The organism is Actinoplanes auranticolor (assembly GCF_018332655.1).
GTDB classification, from domain to species: Bacteria; Actinomycetota; Actinomycetes; order Mycobacteriales; family Micromonosporaceae; genus Actinoplanes; species Actinoplanes auranticolor.
The window spans coordinates 1-16,927 of the sequence record NZ_BOQL01000059.1; the positions used below are offsets into that span (position 1 = coordinate 1).

Annotated in this window: 13 protein-coding genes and 1 pseudogene; 4 read left to right on the forward strand and 10 right to left on the reverse strand. The window is 72.0% G+C overall.

Annotation, left to right across the window (positions count from 1 at the left end):
• Nucleotides 1–328: 328 nt before the first annotated feature.
• The 4 genes from Aau02nite_RS34080 to Aau02nite_RS34095 all read right to left on the reverse strand — a co-directional run bounded on the left by Aau02nite_RS34080 (nt 329) and on the right by Aau02nite_RS34095 (nt 4,138).
• On the reverse strand, nt 329–604 hold the full coding sequence (locus Aau02nite_RS34080) for a GlsB/YeaQ/YmgE family stress response membrane protein (protein ID WP_212992732.1): 276 nt from the start codon (nt 602–604) through the stop codon (nt 329–331).
• An 81-nt stretch (nt 605–685) separates the two neighbouring features.
• Nucleotides 686–2,563: a translation elongation factor 4 gene (lepA, locus tag Aau02nite_RS34085; protein WP_212992733.1), complete on the reverse strand. Its 1,878-nt coding sequence runs from the start codon at nt 2,561–2,563 to the stop codon at nt 686–688.
• 84 nt (nt 2,564–2,647) lie between these two features.
• A complete protein-coding gene (locus Aau02nite_RS34090; RefSeq protein WP_212992734.1) occupies nt 2,648–3,511 on the reverse strand; it encodes an MOSC domain-containing protein in 864 nt (287 codons plus the stop codon).
• Nucleotides 3,512–3,604: 93 nt separating this feature from the next.
• Nucleotides 3,605–4,138 (reverse strand): DUF4240 domain-containing protein, encoded by a 534-nt coding sequence (locus tag Aau02nite_RS34095; RefSeq protein ID WP_212992735.1) that lies wholly within the window; start codon nt 4,136–4,138, stop codon nt 3,605–3,607.
• Between the two features lie 52 nt (nt 4,139–4,190).
• On the opposite strand from Aau02nite_RS34095, the gene Aau02nite_RS34100 reads away from it, so the two are divergent.
• Both Aau02nite_RS34100 and rpsT read left to right on the forward strand, forming a co-directional pair.
• On the forward strand, nt 4,191–5,165 hold the full coding sequence (locus tag Aau02nite_RS34100; protein WP_212992736.1) for a phosphotransferase family protein: 975 nt from the start codon (nt 4,191–4,193) through the stop codon (nt 5,163–5,165).
• Between the two features lie 167 nt (nt 5,166–5,332).
• Entirely contained in the window at nt 5,333–5,599 is a 267-nt protein-coding gene (gene rpsT / locus Aau02nite_RS34105; RefSeq protein WP_212992737.1) for a 30S ribosomal protein S20, read from the forward strand.
• A 561-nt stretch (nt 5,600–6,160) separates the two neighbouring features.
• On the opposite strand, the pseudogene Aau02nite_RS47760 reads toward rpsT, so the two are convergent.
• The 6 genes and pseudogenes from Aau02nite_RS47760 to Aau02nite_RS34135 form a co-directional block, all read right to left on the reverse strand.
• A pseudogene (locus Aau02nite_RS47760) lies at nt 6,161–6,404 on the reverse strand (hypothetical protein); the annotation flags it as partial.
• Complete coding sequence (gene holA / locus Aau02nite_RS34115; protein ID WP_438841202.1) at nt 6,401–7,384, reverse strand: DNA polymerase III subunit delta; 984 nt, start codon at nt 7,382–7,384, stop codon at nt 6,401–6,403. The pseudogene Aau02nite_RS47760 and the gene holA, both read right to left, overlap by 4 nt.
• 222 nt (nt 7,385–7,606) lie before the next feature.
• Nucleotides 7,607–10,024 (reverse strand): GH92 family glycosyl hydrolase, encoded by a 2,418-nt coding sequence (locus Aau02nite_RS34120; RefSeq protein ID WP_212992740.1) that lies wholly within the window; start codon nt 10,022–10,024, stop codon nt 7,607–7,609.
• A gap of 75 nt (nt 10,025–10,099) precedes the next feature.
• Complete coding sequence (locus Aau02nite_RS34125; protein ID WP_212992741.1) at nt 10,100–10,834, reverse strand: SDR family oxidoreductase; 735 nt, start codon at nt 10,832–10,834, stop codon at nt 10,100–10,102.
• Between the two features lie 62 nt (nt 10,835–10,896).
• On the reverse strand, nt 10,897–13,446 hold the full coding sequence (locus tag Aau02nite_RS34130; RefSeq protein WP_438841200.1) for a ComEC/Rec2 family competence protein: 2,550 nt from the start codon (nt 13,444–13,446) through the stop codon (nt 10,897–10,899).
• A complete protein-coding gene (locus Aau02nite_RS34135; RefSeq protein ID WP_438841203.1) occupies nt 13,443–14,345 on the reverse strand; it encodes a ComEA family DNA-binding protein in 903 nt (300 codons plus the stop codon). Before Aau02nite_RS34135 ends, Aau02nite_RS34130 begins: the two co-directional genes overlap by 4 nt.
• A gap of 656 nt (nt 14,346–15,001) precedes the next feature.
• Between Aau02nite_RS34135 and Aau02nite_RS34140 the strand changes: the two genes are divergently transcribed.
• Both Aau02nite_RS34140 and Aau02nite_RS34145 read left to right on the forward strand, forming a co-directional pair.
• Entirely contained in the window at nt 15,002–15,799 is a 798-nt protein-coding gene (locus Aau02nite_RS34140) for a putative protein N(5)-glutamine methyltransferase (RefSeq protein WP_307857971.1), read from the forward strand.
• A 44-nt stretch (nt 15,800–15,843) separates the two neighbouring features.
• Entirely contained in the window at nt 15,844–16,905 is a 1,062-nt protein-coding gene (locus Aau02nite_RS34145) for a DUF1444 domain-containing protein (protein ID WP_212992743.1), read from the forward strand.
• The last annotated feature ends 22 nt before the right edge of the window (nt 16,906–16,927 follow it).

Genomic DNA, 16,927 nt, shown 5'->3' on the forward strand with positions numbered 1-16,927 from the left:
AGCCCGGCCCGCAAGGGAAGCTCAGGCCGGAAGGCGAAGCCTGGCCGAAGGCGAAGCCTGAGTGTGCGCGAAGCGCACGGAGGGTGACTCAGCACGGACATGGCAGGGAGCGAAGCGACCGGTCTCGGCGGGAGCGACGGCCAGCAACACGCACGGACCTACGACCGGAATTTGCTCTGAATCTCATGGCTTTCGATCTGGATCTTGTGGTTTGTGATGTGCATCGCTCCAGCGCCCACGTCGGTGGAACGGCGGAAAAGCAGGAACGCCGGACCTTTCGGTCCGGCGTTCCTGTGGTTCTGTCAGATCAGCCTCAGCTGACCCGGGTTCAGCGGGTGACGCCGCGACGGCCGCCGATACCGACGACCAGCGCCACACCGATGGCGGCGAGCAGGACCTGGAACAGCAGCTCGATCCAGTCGATGCCGCCGGTCGAGTCGACGCCGAAGGCCCGGGCGAGGACCGTGCCCAGCAGTGCGGCCACGACACCGATGACCATGGTCAGCCAGATCGGGATGTTCTGCTTGCCGGGTACGACCAGGCGGCCGAGGGCGCCGATGATCAGGCCGACGATGAGCGCGGTGATGATGCCGGTGACGGTCATTGAAGGTCTCCTTGGGGGGTAGAACAGTTGTTGCGTTCGTCTGACCCCAGAGTTCCCGACCGGCCGGAAAACCAAACCGCCCTATTTTTTGTTTGTTTTGCTCTCGCCCGAGTCCGAGGTCGACAGCGCGGCAATGAAGGCCTCCTGAGGCACCTCGACCCGGCCGACCATCTTCATCCGCTTCTTGCCTTCCTTCTGCTTCTCGAGCAGCTTGCGCTTACGGCTGATGTCACCGCCGTAGCACTTGGCGAGCACGTCCTTGCGGATGGCGCGGATGGTCTCGCGGGCGATGATCCGGCTGCCGATGGCGGCCTGGATCGGCACCTCGAACTGCTGGCGCGGGATGAGCTTCTGCAGCTTGGCCGCGATCGTGACGCCGTAGTTGTACGCCTTGTCCTTGTGCACGATCGCGCTGAACGCGTCCACCGGCTCGCCGTGCAGCAGGATGTCGACCTTGACCAGCTCGGCGGCCTGCTCGCCCGAGGGCTCGTAGTCCAGCGAGGCGTAGCCCTTGGTCTTGGACTTCAGCTGGTCGAAGAAGTCGAAGATGATCTCGCCCAGCGGCAGGGTGTAACGCAGCTCGACCCGTTCGGTGGACAGGTACTCCATGCCGAGCAGCTGGCCGCGGCGGCCCTGGCAGAGCTCCATGACGGCGCCGACGTAGTCGTTGGGGACCAGGACGGTCGCCCGGACCACCGGCTCGTGGATCTCGGCGATCTTGCCGTCCGGGAACTCGCTCGGGTTGGTGACCACGACCTCGGCGCCGTCCTCGGTGAAGACGCGGTAGACCACGTTCGGCGCGGTGGAGATCAGGTCGAGGTTGAACTCGCGCTCGAGCCGCTCGCCGATGATCTCCAGGTGCAGCAGCCCGAGGAAGCCGCACCGGAAGCCGAACCCGAGCGCGGTGCTCGTCTCCGGCTCGTAGGTCAGCGAGGCGTCGTTGAGCTGCAGCTTGTCGAGAGCGTCACGCAGCGCCGGGTAGTCCGAGCCGTCGATCGGATACAGGCCGGAGTAGACCATCGGCTTGGGGTCGGAGTAGCCGCCCAGGGGCTCGGTGGCCGGCCGCTGGTTGTTGGTGACCGTGTCGCCGACCCGGGACTGACGGACGTCCTTCACCCCGGTGATCATGTAGCCGACCTCGCCCACCCCGAGCGCGCCGGCCTTCTCCATCTCGGGCGAGACGACACCGATCTCCAGCAGCTCGTGCACGGTGCCGGTGGACATCATCTTGATCTTGTCGCGAGCCTCGATCCGCCCGTCGATGACCCGGACATAGGTGACCACGCCGCGGTAGACGTCGTACACCGAGTCGAAGATCATCGCGCGGGCCGGGGCGTCGTGGTTGCCGACCGGCGGCTGGAACTGGCGGACGACCTCGTCGAGCAGGTGCGCGACGCCGACCCCGGTCTTGCCGGAGACCCGCAGCACGTCGTCGGGCTCGCAGCCGATGAGCTTGGCGAGCTCCTCGGCGTACTTCTCCGGCTGCGCGGCCGGCAGGTCGATCTTGTTGAGCACCGGGATGATGTGCAGGTCGTTCTCCATCGCCAGGTACAGGTTGGCGAGGGTCTGCGCCTCGATGCCCTGCGCGGCGTCGACCAGCAGGACCGCGCCCTCACAGGCGGCGAGGCTGCGGGAGACCTCATAGGTGAAGTCGACGTGGCCCGGCGTGTCGATCATGTTGAGCACGGCGGTGTCGCCGGTGCGGTCACCCTCGCGGACGACCCACGGCATGCGCACGGCCTGGCTCTTGATCGTGATGCCACGCTCGCGCTCGATGTCCATCCGGTCGAGATACTGCGCGCGCATCTGCCGCGGGTCGACCACGCCGGTGATCTGCAGCATCCGGTCGGCCAGGGTCGACTTGCCGTGGTCGATGTGCGCGATGATGCAGAAGTTGCGGATCCGACCAGGATCGGTCGCTCCGATGATGTTCACGCCGGGGTCGAGCGGTCCAGGCACGATCGTCCGTTCTCTTCAAGCGGGCTGGCTGCCGATGAAAGCACCGGCAACGTCTATCGTCCCACGCCGCGCGGCGAGCCTGGCTCACACCCGGTCCAGCGGCCGGTGCGGCGGGGGCGGAAGCTCGACATGGATCTCGGCGCCGGGCCGCACCGGGCCACCGCGCAGGACCACGGCCATGACGCCCGCGCGGCGGCTGACCGAGCCGTCGGGCTCCCGGCCGAGGACGCGTTTGAGCAGGCCGGGGCGGTAGTGGTTGATCTGCTGGCAGGGGTTGCGCAGCCCGGTGACGACGATCGCCGGACGGGCATCGGAGGCGCGATCCGCTCCGGGGTGCCCGGTGTCGGTGCCGGCCGGATTGCGCTCGATGATCGACCCGGCGGTCGGCTCGGCGGTCTGCCCGGCGGGCTGCTCGGCCTGGATGCAGGCGGCGAGAGCGGCCACGGCCTCGGCGGTAGGAGCGTCGAGGCTGGCGCGCGCAGCGGCGGCCACGACAGCAGAGGCACCGCCCGGCGGACCCACGAGCTCGGTATGTGTGGCCGGCGAGCGATCCAGCCCGGCAAGGGCGGCGTCGGGGGCCGGGCCGAAGCGCAGCACGGTGCCCACTGGGAGGGCGAGCAGGTCGATCCCGGTCGTGGTGACGTTCTCCCCCAGGCCACCGGCCGGGACGTCGTAGCCGGCCTCGTTCACCTCGTCGTGCAGCTCGGCACGGATCAGGTGCACCTGGCGCAGATTCGGCTGGTCCGGATCCACAGCGACCCGGCTGCGGTGCCGGACCGTCAATCCGGCATGCACATCACCGGCCACCCCGAGCCCGGCGATCAGCACGATCTCGTCCCGGACCGGCTTGCTGAACGAGTACACGTCGTTGCAGCTCACCGATGCGACCGTCCCCCGCGTCGAGAGCCGCTGCTCCGCCGCGTCCGTCTCCTGCTGATGAACGTCCATGCGCCCGAGTCTGCCCATACCCGGCCACCCCTTTCGACCCCGTTTCCCGCCCCCTGGGCCAGATCTCCCCGGCCCTCCGGCCGGACCAGCAATTCAGTCCGGCGGCTCGAGGAACAGGGCGGACAGCCGGGGCAGCCGCTTCTGCATCTCTTCCTCGTTGTCGAAGTCCCACAGCATCGCCGGGTCGGGCCGGGTCCGGGGCGTCTCGCTGGGCGGCAGCTCCCCACCGGTGGCCTGCTGATAGGCCGCCTCCGCGATGCCCAGCACCTCCTCAGCCTCGAACACCGCCCCGGTCGAGGCAGCCGAGCGCACCGCCGGCAGCTCGGCCAGCGAATCCGGCTCGCGGACCGCCCGCGCGACGACGTCCCGGCCGTTGGCGACCAGCCAGCCACGGAAGTTGTCGAAGCCGTCCTCGGAGCACCCGCCGTTGATCAGGTAGGCCGCCGCCCAGAGGTCTTCCTTGCCCGAGGCGGCCATCACCTTGTCGAGGTGCCGGCCCCAGGCCACGATCTCGGCCGGGTCGCGCCCCACCAGCTCGGCGGTCACCCGCTTGGCCACCTCGTCGGGCGAGCCCGGCCGGTCGGCGGTAGCCCGGTCGATGACCGCCCAGAAGTCGTCCGTTCTCATGGGCACAGCCTGCCAGCCGGGTACGACAAAAACGGGGAGGCAGGATGGGGGTATGCGCGCTGTCACACTGCCCGAGGTCCCTTACGGCGCTACCGCCGTACGTCCGGGTTGGGAGGATCTGCCCGCGACCTTGCGGGAAGAGATCAGCTTGCGTCTCGGCGCGCCGGTCGTCGGCGCGGCCAGCGCGGGCGGGGGCTTCACCAGGGCTTTCGCCGCCTTGCTGACGACGGCGGCCGGGGACCGGGTCTTCGTCAAGGCCGCGCCGCTGACCGAGCCGATCGCCGACTGGTACGCCCGTGAGGCGGGCGTCACAGCCGCATTACCGGCGGAGGTCCCGGCCGCCCGCCCGCGGTGGACGCTCGTGGCCGAAGGGCACTTCGTGCTGTGTCTGGAGGCGATCGCGGGGCACGTGCCGGCTCTGCCGTGGGCGCCGGACGACCTGAGCGCGGCGCTGGCGGCCTGGCAGACGTCGGCGGTGGCGTTGAGCCGGCCCGGCCCGGAACTGCTCGCGCCGGGCCTGCCCCGGCTCGGCGACATCGTGCGCGACGAGATGTCGTGGTGGTCCGAGATCGCGGCGGGGCGGGCGCCGCTGCCGCCGGCGCCGGACTGGGTGCCGGGCCGGCTCGGCGAGCTGGCCGCGCTGGAGCGGGGGCTGCCGGAGCTGGCCGCCGGGTCCGGCATGCTGCACGGCGATCTGCGGGTGGACAACGTTCTGCTGGACGGGTACGGCGCAGCGTGGCTCTGCGACTGGACCTGGCCGTGTCTCGGCGCGCCCTGGTTCGACACGGTGACGTTGCTGATCACGGCGTACGCGAGCGGCCTCGACGTGGACGCCGCCCTGCAGCCGTGGCAACCACCGCGCGACGGTGTCGACGGAGCCCTGGCCGCGCTGGGCGGATACTGGCTGGCCAGCGCCGCCCGGGGTCCCAGCAGCGCGTCGCCGCACAGCCGGCAGCACCAGCGGTTCAGCGGCGGACAGGCGCTCGCCTGGCTGGCCGAGCGCCGCGGCTGGACGCCCATCGGATGAGTCGCGAGCTGCGCTTTTCCCGCCGCCCCGGGCCGGCGGTCAGCCGAGCGATTTGGGCGGCACGAAGCGGGCCTGATACATTAGTTCGTCGCGTGTGGTGACGTTGCTGTTTGCTGCGTCGCCACCGTCCGAGTAATCATCCGAACTAGTCAGGACAAGGCTGTCGCGTGGCGAACATCAAGTCCCAGATCAAGCGCAACCGGCAGAACGAGAAGGCCAGGCTGCGCAACAAGTCGGTCAAGTCGTCGCTGAAGACCGTGATCCGCAAGCTGAACGAGGCGAGCGCGTCCGGCAACACCGAGACGGCTACCGCGCTGCTGCGTGACGCCTCGCGCCAGCTCGACAAGGCTGCGAGCAAGGGCGTCATTCACAAGAACCAGGCGGCGAACCGCAAGTCGGCCATCGCCAAGCGGATCGCCTCGCTGTCTGCCTGACCGCAGGCTGGTTCCAGCGTCATCACATCTCTAGGCACCGCCGAACCTCCGGGTTCAGCGGTGCCTGAGTTGTTTCCGCGTATCGCCGGCGCGCGACTCGGCGCAGACACGGCCGGGCTATCGGGCGCCTGATGTTTTCGTAATCGACGGCAGCGCCAGGCGAGCGACCGGCGCGGGCCTGAAGGACGTGAACCGGCGCCGGGCCGAGCGGGACCGGCTGATCACGCGGGGACGGCCGGGCCGCCTACTCGTAGCGGCGGGCTGCGGACTGCCGGGCGCGCTGCTGACTGTCGTCCAGGTCCTCGGTCCACTGCCGGGTGACCGGCGGACCGTTCAGCGCGCTCGCATCCATCGCCGCCGGGGTCCGGCGGTCCTCGCCGGGCATCCCGGCAACCGGGTCGGTGGCGGGTCGCCCGATGACGGCCGGTCGCAGCGCCGGCGGCGCGGCGCTGACCTTCGCGATCACCGCGGGTGACAAGCGCACCGTCGCAGCTCCCGGCGAAGCCGCGGACGCACGAACCCCGGCAACCGGCGGCCGGCCGGCGCCCGCGGGACGGATCAGAGCGCCGGCGACCACGTCGTTGAGCTTGACCATGGCCGCGACGGTCACCGGCAGCGCCAGCACTCCCCACCAGCTGACCAGCTCGGCCAGCGCGAGCAGGATGCCCAGCGCGACGGCGCCCTCCAGGAACACGAAGCAGAGGAAGCCACCCGGCGCCAGATACTGCAGGCCGAGCATGCGGGCGTAGAGCGGCTGCTGACGGGCCTCGTCGCGGGACAGACCGGCGCGGCGTGACCTGGTCACCGGGTGCCACCGGAGTTGCGGGCGGCGGCGACGGCGAAGACGGCACGCTCCAGGGCGTACCCCCGGTCCTCGGCACCGCCCTTGACCGCCGCGTTGCAATCGGCCGCCGCGCGCATCGCGTCGACCAGGCCCTCCGGGGTCCAGCCGCGGCTGCGCTCCTGGGCCTTCTGGATCTTCCACGCGGGCATGCCGAGGGAGCTGGCCATCTGGTACGGGTTACCGCGGCCGGCCGAAGCGACCCGGGCGACCGTACGAACGCCGTCGGCGATCGCGTCCGCGATCGGCACCGGGTCGACACCCACGTGCAGGGCCCAGCGCAGCGCCTCCAGCGCGCCCGGAACGTCACCGACCATCGCCGCGTCCGCGACCGCGAACCCGCTGACCTCGGCCCGGCCCTTGTAGTACCGCGAGACGACGGCCGCACTGATCTTGCCGTCGGTGTCGGCGAGCAGCTGTGAGCAGGCGGCGGCGATCTCCCGCAGGTCGGAGCCGACCGCCGCGAGCAGGGCGGCCGCGGCGGACTCGTCACAACGGCCACCGTTGCGCCGGAACTCGTCGCGGACGAACGCGATCCGCTCGCGCTCGCCCTTGAGCTTGGCCACGGGCACGACGGTCGCGCCGGCGGACCGCAGCCCGTCGGCGAACGCCTTGCCCTTGGCCCCGCCCACGTGCGAGACGATCAGCGAGACATCGGGGTCGGGATTCTTGGCGTAGGCGAGCAGCGCGGCGACCAGGTCCTTGCGCGCGTCCTGACCGCTGCGCACGACCAGCACGCGGCGCCCGCCGAACAGCGAAGGGCTGAGCATCTCGGCGACCTCACCGGCGCTCAGCGCGCCGGCTTCGTACTCGCGCACGTCCGCGCCGGGCTCGTCGGCGCGCGCCGCGGCGACCGCGGCGGCGATCGCCCGGGCAGCAAGCAACTCCTCGTCGCCTTGAACGAGCAGCAACGGTGCTGGAGACGCGGTGTTCACGTCGGAAATCTTCGCACGAAGGTCTGACGCTTCCGTACGACTCACTCCTGCGCGCAGCCCGCTGACCATGGAACGCGAAAGCCGACATATCGGTGATCCGCCATGCGGCCGCCGCCGTAATGGTTCTCGATCAGGCTGAATGTCTGGCTCACCGGCCGAAGGTGATCCCACCCACATCCCGACCGATCGCCCGGGGTCGAAGGGAACGGTCGGCCTAATCCGGGCGTGTCGTCAGTGGTCCTTCGGGAGTTCGGAGGAGGCGGTGGCCCAGGACTTGTTCGGCGTGGTCGCCAGCGTGAAGGTCACCGTGCCGCCGCTCTGCACGAACGACTCGGGGAGCCACGAGCGACGCAGCGTCGAACCGTTCAGCTTCACCCCTTGGACGTACGTGTCGGTGGTGTCGGCGTTCACGGTCAGCCGGACGCCGTTGGCGCGGTCGATCACCACGCGGGTGAACACCGGGTTGCCCAGCAACATCTCCGCCCGGCCGGGAACCTGCGGGAACATGCCGATCGCCGCGAACGCGTACCAGGCGCTCATCGTGCCCAGGTCGTCGTTGCCGGGCAGACCCGCCGGGCCCGTCCCGTACGCGGTGTCGACGATCTGCCGCACTGTCTCCTGGGTCTTCCACGGCTGACCGAGCCCGTTGTACAGCCACGGCGCGTGGATCCCCGGCTCGTTCGTCGGGTCGTAGCGCAGCGGGTTGCCACCGAGCACCGCCCAGTTGCCGTTCTCGTCGTGGAAGAGCCCGTCCAGCCGGGTGGCCGCCGCCGTACGCCCACCCATCAGCGCCGCCAGCCCGGACACGTCCTGCGGCACCATCCACGTGTACGTGGCACTGGACCCCTGCGCGAAGCCCACGTCCGTCGACGGCGTGAAGCCGCTCTGCCAGCTGCCGTCCGCACGCCGCGCCGCCTGGTACCCGACCGCCGGGTTGTACGTGTTCTTCCAGTAGTCGCCGCGCGGCAGCAGCTGCCGGTACAGGTCGTTGCGCCCGGCCCGGCGCGCCCACATCGCCAGCGAGAAGTCGGCCAGCGAGTTCTCCAGAGTCTCCGCGGCACCGCCCCAGCAGTGGCAGATGTCGTTGGCCGCGTACTTCAGCGCCAGGTACGTGTCGAGCGTCGGCCGCTGACCGAGGCACTGCCCGGGGCAGCCGGCGTCGGAGAGGGCGTCCGGATTCTGCACCGTCGCCTGCCGGACCAGCGAGTCGAGCGCCGCCCGGACGTCGAAGTTCCGCGCGCCCATGGCGTAGTACGTGGCCAGCGTCGGTGCGGCCGGATCGCCGGTCATGACGTGGGTCGGCGCGCCCAGGTGCAGCCAGCGGTCCCAGATGCCGCGGTTCTGGGTGGCGAAGTCCAGCATCGACTGCGCCATGTCCCCGGCCACGTCGGGCCGCAGCAGGGCGAGGAACTGGATCTGCGCCCGGTACTGATCCCAGCCGGAGAACGTCCCGTACGCCGCTCGCTGACCGGCCCGGATGCGGTGGATCTTCAGGTCCGCGCCCAGGTAGCGCCCGTCCAGGTCGTTCATCGTCTGCGGCTGCATCAGCGCGTGGTAGACGGCGGTGTAGAAGGCCGTGGTGCGCGGCTCGGTGCCGCCGCCGACCCGGATGCGCTTGAGCTCGGTGTTCCAGGCGTCCCGGCCGGCCGCGGCGACGGACTCGACCGTGGCGGTGGCGGGGATTTCGGCGTCGCGGTTGGCTGCGGCGCCGGCCAGGCTCACGTACGAGATGCCGATCCGCATGCGCACCGCTCCGCCGCCGGCCGTGTCGAAGCCGACCCAGCCGCCGGAGCCCTTGCCGGCGCGGTCCGCGCCGGTGAGGTAGCCCTCTCCCCCGGTCGCCGTGGTGCCACCCGGGGTGACGGTCGCGTTCCGCCAGGTCCCGGTCCGGGCGAAGTCGCGGTCGAAGGTGGCGCTGAAGTACAGCCGGTAGTACGAGCGCCGGTTCGGATTGGTCGCCCCGCCGCCGTTGCCCCGGCGCCCGCAGAAACCACCGGTGAGCACGGACCCGGTGACACTGCGGCGGCCGGCGTCGATGGTGATCTCGGCGTCCTCGCTGCCGTTGAGCGAGTTGGACGTGCGGAACAGCAGGTTGGCGGCCGAGCCGGCGGGGAAGGTGAAGTCGCCGATCCCGGCGCGGGTGCTGACGGCCAGATCGGTCCGCACACCGTTGTCCAGCCCGACGGTGTACCGGCCCGGAGTGGCGGCCTCGTTGGCGTGCGCGAACGTGGAGACGTACTGCTGGTCGCGTGTGTCCGCGGTGGGCGAGGTGGTGACGTCCCCCACGTACGGCATGATCGGCACGTCGCCGGCGGCCCCCGGGCTGCAGCCCGCGCCGTTGACGTGGGTGAGGCTGAAGCCCCGCAGCTTGGTGACGTTGTACTCATAGCCGTTGGCCGCGCCGGTGTTGGTCTGATCGCCGGTGGTGCTGGTCGGGCTCCAGGCCATCATGCCGAACGGCCGGGTCGCGCCGGGCCACGTGTTGCCGCCGCGGGTGGTCCCGATGAACGGATCCACATAGCTCGCCGGATCCTCGACAAGGGGCACCACGGCGGGCGCGGCGGCGGCCGGCCCGGCCGGAGCGAGCGTCACGACCAGGAGCGCCCCGACAACCCCGGCGAGCGCTGCGCGAACACGAGACATCGACATACGTGGACCCTACGACGGCGTTGATGATCACCCATTGCCCCGCGCCCGGCCGCGGGGTGAACGCTGCGCGAACCGTCATCCGCGTCGTCCGGCCAGCCACTGCTCGAAGGTCTGCGTTCCCCGCGGCCCGGGACCGGTGGGCAGCAGACCGCCGTGCGCCATCGCCCCGGGCAGCCAGAGCGGCACCACTGGACGCCGGCGGACAGTGCCGGTCCGGACCAGCCGGCGGGCCATGTCGGGCAGCGACTCGACCCGCGGCCCGGCCAGATCGGGCGCGGCCTTCTGCGGTTCGCCGCCGACGAGGTCGACGAGGGCCTCGGCGACCTCCCGAACGGCGACAGGCTGCACGGTCAGGCGGGGCACCGGTGCGACGGGTCCCGGTAGCCGCTCGAGGATCTGCTCGGCGAACTCGTGGAACTGGGTCGCCCGCAGCACGGTCCACGGCACCGAGCCACCTCGGATGATCTCCTCCTGGCGCAGTTTTCCCTGGTAGTAGCCGGTGCGCACCCGGTCGATACCCACGATGGACAACACGACGTGATGCCGTACCCCGGCCCGCGCGGCGGCGTCGAGCAGCTGACGCCCGGCCCGTTCGAAGAAGCCGACCGCCTCGGCCCGCTTCATCGTCGTCACGTTGCTCACGTCGATGGTGGCCTCGACCCCGGCGAGCGCCGCGTCGAGCCCGGCGCCGGTCACCAGATCGACGCCGGCCGACCGGGCCAGCACCGCCGGCTGGTGACCGGCGTCCCTGAGTGCCTGGACGACGTGGCGGCCGGTCAGGCCCGTGCCGCCGGCCACTGCGACCTTCATGCTCGTGTCCCTCACTTTCGTCGTTGTCATCAGGACGAGCCAGGCCCACCACACGTGACAGGTCACCGAGGCGGGTCACCCCGGGCCACGACGGCGAGACCCGAGCCGGTGCGGACCGCGGCGAGGTCACCGCCCTGATCGGTACGCAGGATCCGCGCCCCGCCCCGGCTCAGCCGCGCGAGCAGCGACGGATTCGGATGCCCGTAGACGTTGCCGGCCCCGACCGAGACGAGCCCCACGGCGGGGTCGACGGCGTCGAGGAACTCCGGCGACTGGTACGCCGATCCATGGTGCGCCACCTTGAGCACGTCGGCGCGTACCCCAGCGGGCCCGAGGTGGTTGAGCAGCGCCTGCTGCTCCTCGGTCTCGGCGTCGCCGGGCAGCAGCACCGTGCGGCCGTCGAGGCGGGCGCGCAGCACCAGGGAGTTGTTGTTCGGATCGGAGTTCGTGCCGTGCAACGGCTCGTACGGCCCCAGCACGGTCACCTCGAGCCCGCCCACCGTGTAGGACCAGCCCGGACCCACCGCCAGCATCGGCACGCGCGCCCCGGCAGCCTGCGCGGCGACCACGGCCCGCCCGCCCGGCGGCTCCGGCCAGTCCGGCGTGATCACGCCCAGGACCGAGCGGTTACGGAAGACCCCGGCAACCCCGCCGACGTGGTCGACATGGAAGTGACTGACGACGAAGAGCACAACCTGCCGGACACCGAGCCGCCGCAGGCAATGGTCGACGGAGGTCGGCTCCGGTCCGGCGTCCACCACAACGGCCCGTCCGGCCCCCGCGGGCAGCACGATCGCATCACCCTGCCCGACGGCGCAGGTCACGATCAGCCAGCGCGGCGGCGGCCACCCCGACGCGATCAGCCGTACGGGCAGAGCCCCGAGCATCGCCCCGAGCGACACGACTGCCACCAACCGCCGGATCAGCGGCCGCCGTACGGCGATGAGCAACGCCACCGTGACCACGGCCAGCAACAGGGCGCCCAGCACCCCACCCGGCCACGGCAGCGCACCGGCGGGCACCCGGGCGCCGTAGGTCGCGACCAGCACCAGCCACCGGGCCGGCCACTGCCCCAGCCAGGCGGCGAACTCGGCCCCGACCGGCCAGACGGGCGACAGCACAGCGGCGGACACCCCGAGCAGGGTGGCGGGCGCGATCGCGGGCACGACCAGCAAGTTCGCGGGTACGGCGACCAGGCTGACGGTGCCCGAGATCCCGGCGACGACCGGACCGCACGCGACCTGCGCGGCAGCCGGCACGGCAAGCGCCTCAGCGGCGAGATGTGGCCATCCCCTGCGCCGGAGGGCGTCCCGCCATTTCGGCGCGAGCAGCAGCAGGCCGCCGGTCGCCAGCACGGACAGCGCGAAACCGATGTCCCCGGCGAGCTCCGGGTCGATGACGACCAGCACCGCCACCCCGGCCGCCAAGGCTGGGAGTGCCGCTCGCGGACGTCCGGCGGCCAGCCCGATCAGGCCGATGGCCCCCATCGCGGCGGCCCGCACGACGCTGGGTGAGGGCCGGGCGAGGATGACGAAGCCGACCAGCGCAACGGCACAGACCAGCGCGGTCACCACCGGCCCGGCCCGGGTCCACCGCACCGCGAACAGCACCACACCGAGGACGATCGCCACGTTGGCACCGCTCACGGCGTTCAGATGCGTCATGCCGGTCGTGCGGAAGTCCTCCTCGAGCGCGTCGTCGAGCCGGCTGGTGTCGCCGACGACCAGGCCGGGCAGCAGGCCGCCGACGTCGTCGGGCAGTGGCGCGCAGGCGCGTTGCAGGCCGGCCCGCAGGGTGCCCGCAGCACGTTGCGTCCACGACGAACGCCCGTGCAGCAGCGGCGGGTCCTTCACCGACAGGACGGCCGCCCGCAGATCACCGCCGCGCGGAGCCATCAGGCGCCCGCTGACCGACGCACGCTGGCCCGGTAGCAGCGGACGCCAAGCGGGATCGGAGCCCAGCACGAGCGCCCGTACCGACAGCCGCAGCCGAGGCCCGTCCTCGGGATAGACCGAGGTCAGGTCAACAGCGACCAGGTAGGTGGGCGGCAACCCGGGCGACCCCCGCAAGGCCCGGGGATCGTCCCGCACCACAAGATCGACACGTACGGTGGCACCGGCGTCGACAAGCTGAGCGAGCGGCCCGGCATCCCGGATAGCGACCCGCGCGGCGGTGGCCACGGCCCCGCAACCGGCGCCGAGCAGGGCAGCAGCGACGAGCCAGCGCACGGCTCCGCCTTCACGGTCGCTGAGCCCTCGCGGCTGCTTGAGGGGTCGGGAAGGGCCGGGTCGTGCGCGGACCGGCCCGGCGGGCCGCGGTTGCGAGGCCCTCGGCATGCGCGACGGCCTGCGCGACGGCGGCCTCCTGCGCCGGTGGACGAACGCTGTGCCCGCGGCCGCTATCAGCGTCGCGCCGCCGAGGAAGAGGCCCCACCGGGCGGACAGGTAGAGCGAGGCCAGTGCCGCGAGCCACAGGGCCACCGCAAAGCTCGCCAGCCGGAGATCGGGTGCGCGATCGTCGGACGCCAGACGTTTGCCGGCCGGACGCGAGGGCGGCGTTGACCTGCTGCTCGCGGTCGTGGCGCCGGACGTGCCCTGGTGGGGCCGGCTCATACGGTCACCAGTTCCTTGAGCTGTTCGTAGCGGGCGGCGCCGATGCCACTGACCTGACGCAGATCGCTGACCGCCCGGAAGCCGCCCTGAGCATCGCGGGCCTGCAGGATTCGCTGGGCCAGGACGGGGCCCACGCCGGGGAGCGTGTCCAGGTCGGCCAGGGTGGCGGTGTTGAGGTTGATCGGGCCGGCGCCTGGTTGACCCGGTGCTGCGGGACCGGCCGGTGCTGTCGGGGCGGAGCCCGGCGCGAGCGTGACGCCGACCATGATCAGCTCGCCGTCGGTGACTTTGCGGGCCAGGTTGAGTGGCGCCACGTCCACGCCCGGATTGGCGCCGCCGGCGGCCTGCAGAGCATCCGCCACGCGGGCACCGGACGGAAGGTGGACCAGGCCCGGTTTGCGGACTTTGCCGCCGACGGCCACCACGACGGCAGCCGGTGCGGAGGGCTTGGCGCCAGGTGCGGCTTTGGCGCTGGTCGCCGGGTCGGCATCATCCGCGGCATCGGTGAGGGAAGCGTCCGCAGCGGCGGGGTCGATGCGGGGTGGAGCAACCGGGTCGACCCGCGGGCGGGCTCGCCACGCCAGCAGGGCCGCGATCACGACCACCAGGACCGCGACTGCGGCCAGAGCCTTCACCCCGCGGCGACCAGGATCGAAGGCGCCGAGACGCGAGCGCGGAGCGCTGTCGAACGCGCCGGCGCCGGTGAGCGGCGGGTCGTCCTGGGGGTACTCGTCGTCGTCTTCGTCGGCGTCGGGTCCGAACAGGGCGGGGGGACGCAGGGGACGTTGAGCTGCCGCAGCGGGAGCCCACGGCGGCCGGATCGCCAGGTCTTCGGCCGCCGGGACGAGCGGTGGGGGCGGGCTGACGGGGGTGGCTGGGCGGGGCTCGGCGGGCTCCAGCGTCACGTCGTCCGGCCAGCCCGGGAGCAGATCAGCCCAGGTGAGCGGTGGCCCACCGGGCACCGGCCAGGCGCTGCCACTCCCTGCCCCGCCGGACCAGTCCGTCGTCCGGTGAGGAGGCAGAGAAGCGGTACCACCACCACCTTCACCTGCGTCGACGAAGGCTGCCTGCGCTCCGGGAGCCGAGGGGGGCGGCGCCGCTACCGTCCTGTGTGAGACATCCTGCGGACCTGGGTCGGCAGGAACAGGCGCAGCGCGATAGAACGGCTGGTCCAGAGCGAACGGCTCGCCGGGTCGCGACGGAACGTCCGAATCATCCGACATCGGCGTCGTAGCAGCGGCGGAGCCACCCAGGTCAGCGTCGCCCACCAGCGCCGCCGGAGAACCCAGCCGCCGTGGCGGTGTGGCCCACGGTGACCCCGAAGGATGCGGAGGCGCCCCCGGACGGGCAGGCGGCGATGCCGGCTGGGCGCGTACCGGTGCAGCTGGGGATGCCAGGACCGTCCGCAGCCTGACGCTCACTTCGTCGGGATTCCTCGCCTCACGCACCGGCCGAAACTAGGTCTCCGCGCTGCTCCGTCGCCCCGACCCCTGTGGATGAAAACGGACTGTGGATAACCCCCGGCCGGCTCCCCCGCTTTGCTAGACATGGCGCTGTGACAATTACCGACCTGACCGAGGCGACAGTCCGGCTGCGTGCCGCCGGCTGCGTCTTCGCCGAGGACGAGGCCGCCGTGCTCGGCGGGGCCGCCACCGACCCCGCGCATCTCAGCGAGCTCGTCGGCCGCCGCGCGCTGGGCGAGCCCTTGGAGCAGGTGGTCGGTTTCGCCGACTTCTGCGGGGTCCGGGTCCGCCTGCGTCCCGGCGTCTTCGTGCCGCGGGTCCGCAGCGAGCTCCTCGTGCGCACCGCCCTCGCCGAGCTCCGGACACCCGGCCGGACCGTGGTCGACCTCTGCTGCGGTTCCGGGGCGCTCGGCCTCGCCGTCCGCGAGAAAGCGCCGGCCATCCGCCTGTTCGCCGCCGACAGTGACCCTGTCGCCGTCGCCTGCGCCCGCGACAACCTCGGCGGGAACGTCTTCCAGGGCGACCTGTTCGCCGCCCTGCCCGCGACCCTGCGCGGCCACATCGACGTACTCCTGGCCAACGTCCCCTATGTCGCCACCGAGCACATCGCCCTGCTCCCCGCCGAGGCCAGGCTGCACGAGCCCCGCACCGCCCTGGACGGCGGCGCCGACGGCCTCGACGTCTTCCGCGAGGTCGTCTCCGGTGCCGCCGGTTGGCTGGCCCCCGGCGGGCTGTTGCTCTCCGAGATCACCGAGGCGCAGGCCGGGGCCGCCGGGGCCGCAGTCCGCGCCGCGGGCCTGATCGCGGGCATCGTCGAGGACGAGGATCTGGAGGCGAGAGCCGTCACCGGTCGGTGGCCGCAACTTCCAGGCGCAACAGGCCTGCGATAAGGTCAGCGGCCGATGCCGGGGGGCAGAGCAAGGAGGCACTGCGCGTGGGCTTTTTCCGCAGGGTCGCCCGGGCTCGGCTGGCCAGCCAGGTCATCAGAAGGCTGCGCCGCGCCGGGTTCGCCGACGCCCGGTACCACTCGGCGACGTTCTCGGTAAGTTTCACTCCGGACGGTGACGACGTTCCGAGTGTGCTTCAGCTCGACGGCCTGCTGGCGCAGCGGTCACGCGGGCGCCGGCGGCGGGTCGACCGGTTCGTCGCCGGGTTTCTCCGCAATCCGGGGCTGCCGGTGGACTGGCACGCGGCCCGCCCGCTGCTGCGGCCGGTGCTGCGGGGGGTGACCACACCTTCGGACGTCGGCACGCCGCTGAGGCGGCCCGCCCTGCCCTTCCTGGCCGAGTTCGTGGTGGTGGACCACCCGGAGACGATGACCTACGTGTCGGTCGACAACGGCTGGGGGGTCGACGCCGACGAGGTGTTCGCCGCCGCGCGGGCCAATCTGACCGCGGCCACGCTGCTGGGCAAGGCCACCGAGCCGGTCGTGGTGCAGTTCGTCGACGACGGGGACGCCTACTGGACGTCGCATCTGCTGCTCGACGGGTGGCTGGCCGGGCTCGCCGGGCAGGTCGGCGGGAAACCGGTCGCCTTCGCCCCCGACCGGAGCACGCTGCTGGTCACGGCGGACAACAGCGATCATCTGCCCGGGCTGTTCGCGCAGGCCGAGGCGATCTATCTGGCGTCGCCGCGGGCGATCACCCCGATGGCGTACGTGAGTGACGCCGACGGGCGCACGGTGCCTTACCGGGCCGCGCCGGGCTCACCGTACGAGATCTGCGTGCGGCGGGCGCAGGGTGTGCTGGCCGCCCGGGAGTACGCCCGCCAGGCGGAGCAGTTGCCGCTGGCGGCGGAGCTGCTGATCGCGGACGACGGCCGCACCCGGGCTCTGTGGCCGCAGGACGGGCCGGCGCTGCTGCCGGTGGCCGACGAGGTGCAGATGGGAGAGGCGATCCGGCCGTGGCGGGAGGTCGCACCGCACCTGACCGAGCAGCAGCTGACACCCCCACGCTGGCACGGCGAGAGCTGGCCCAAAGCCGCGGACCACGACTGACAGCGGGCCAGGACTGACAGCG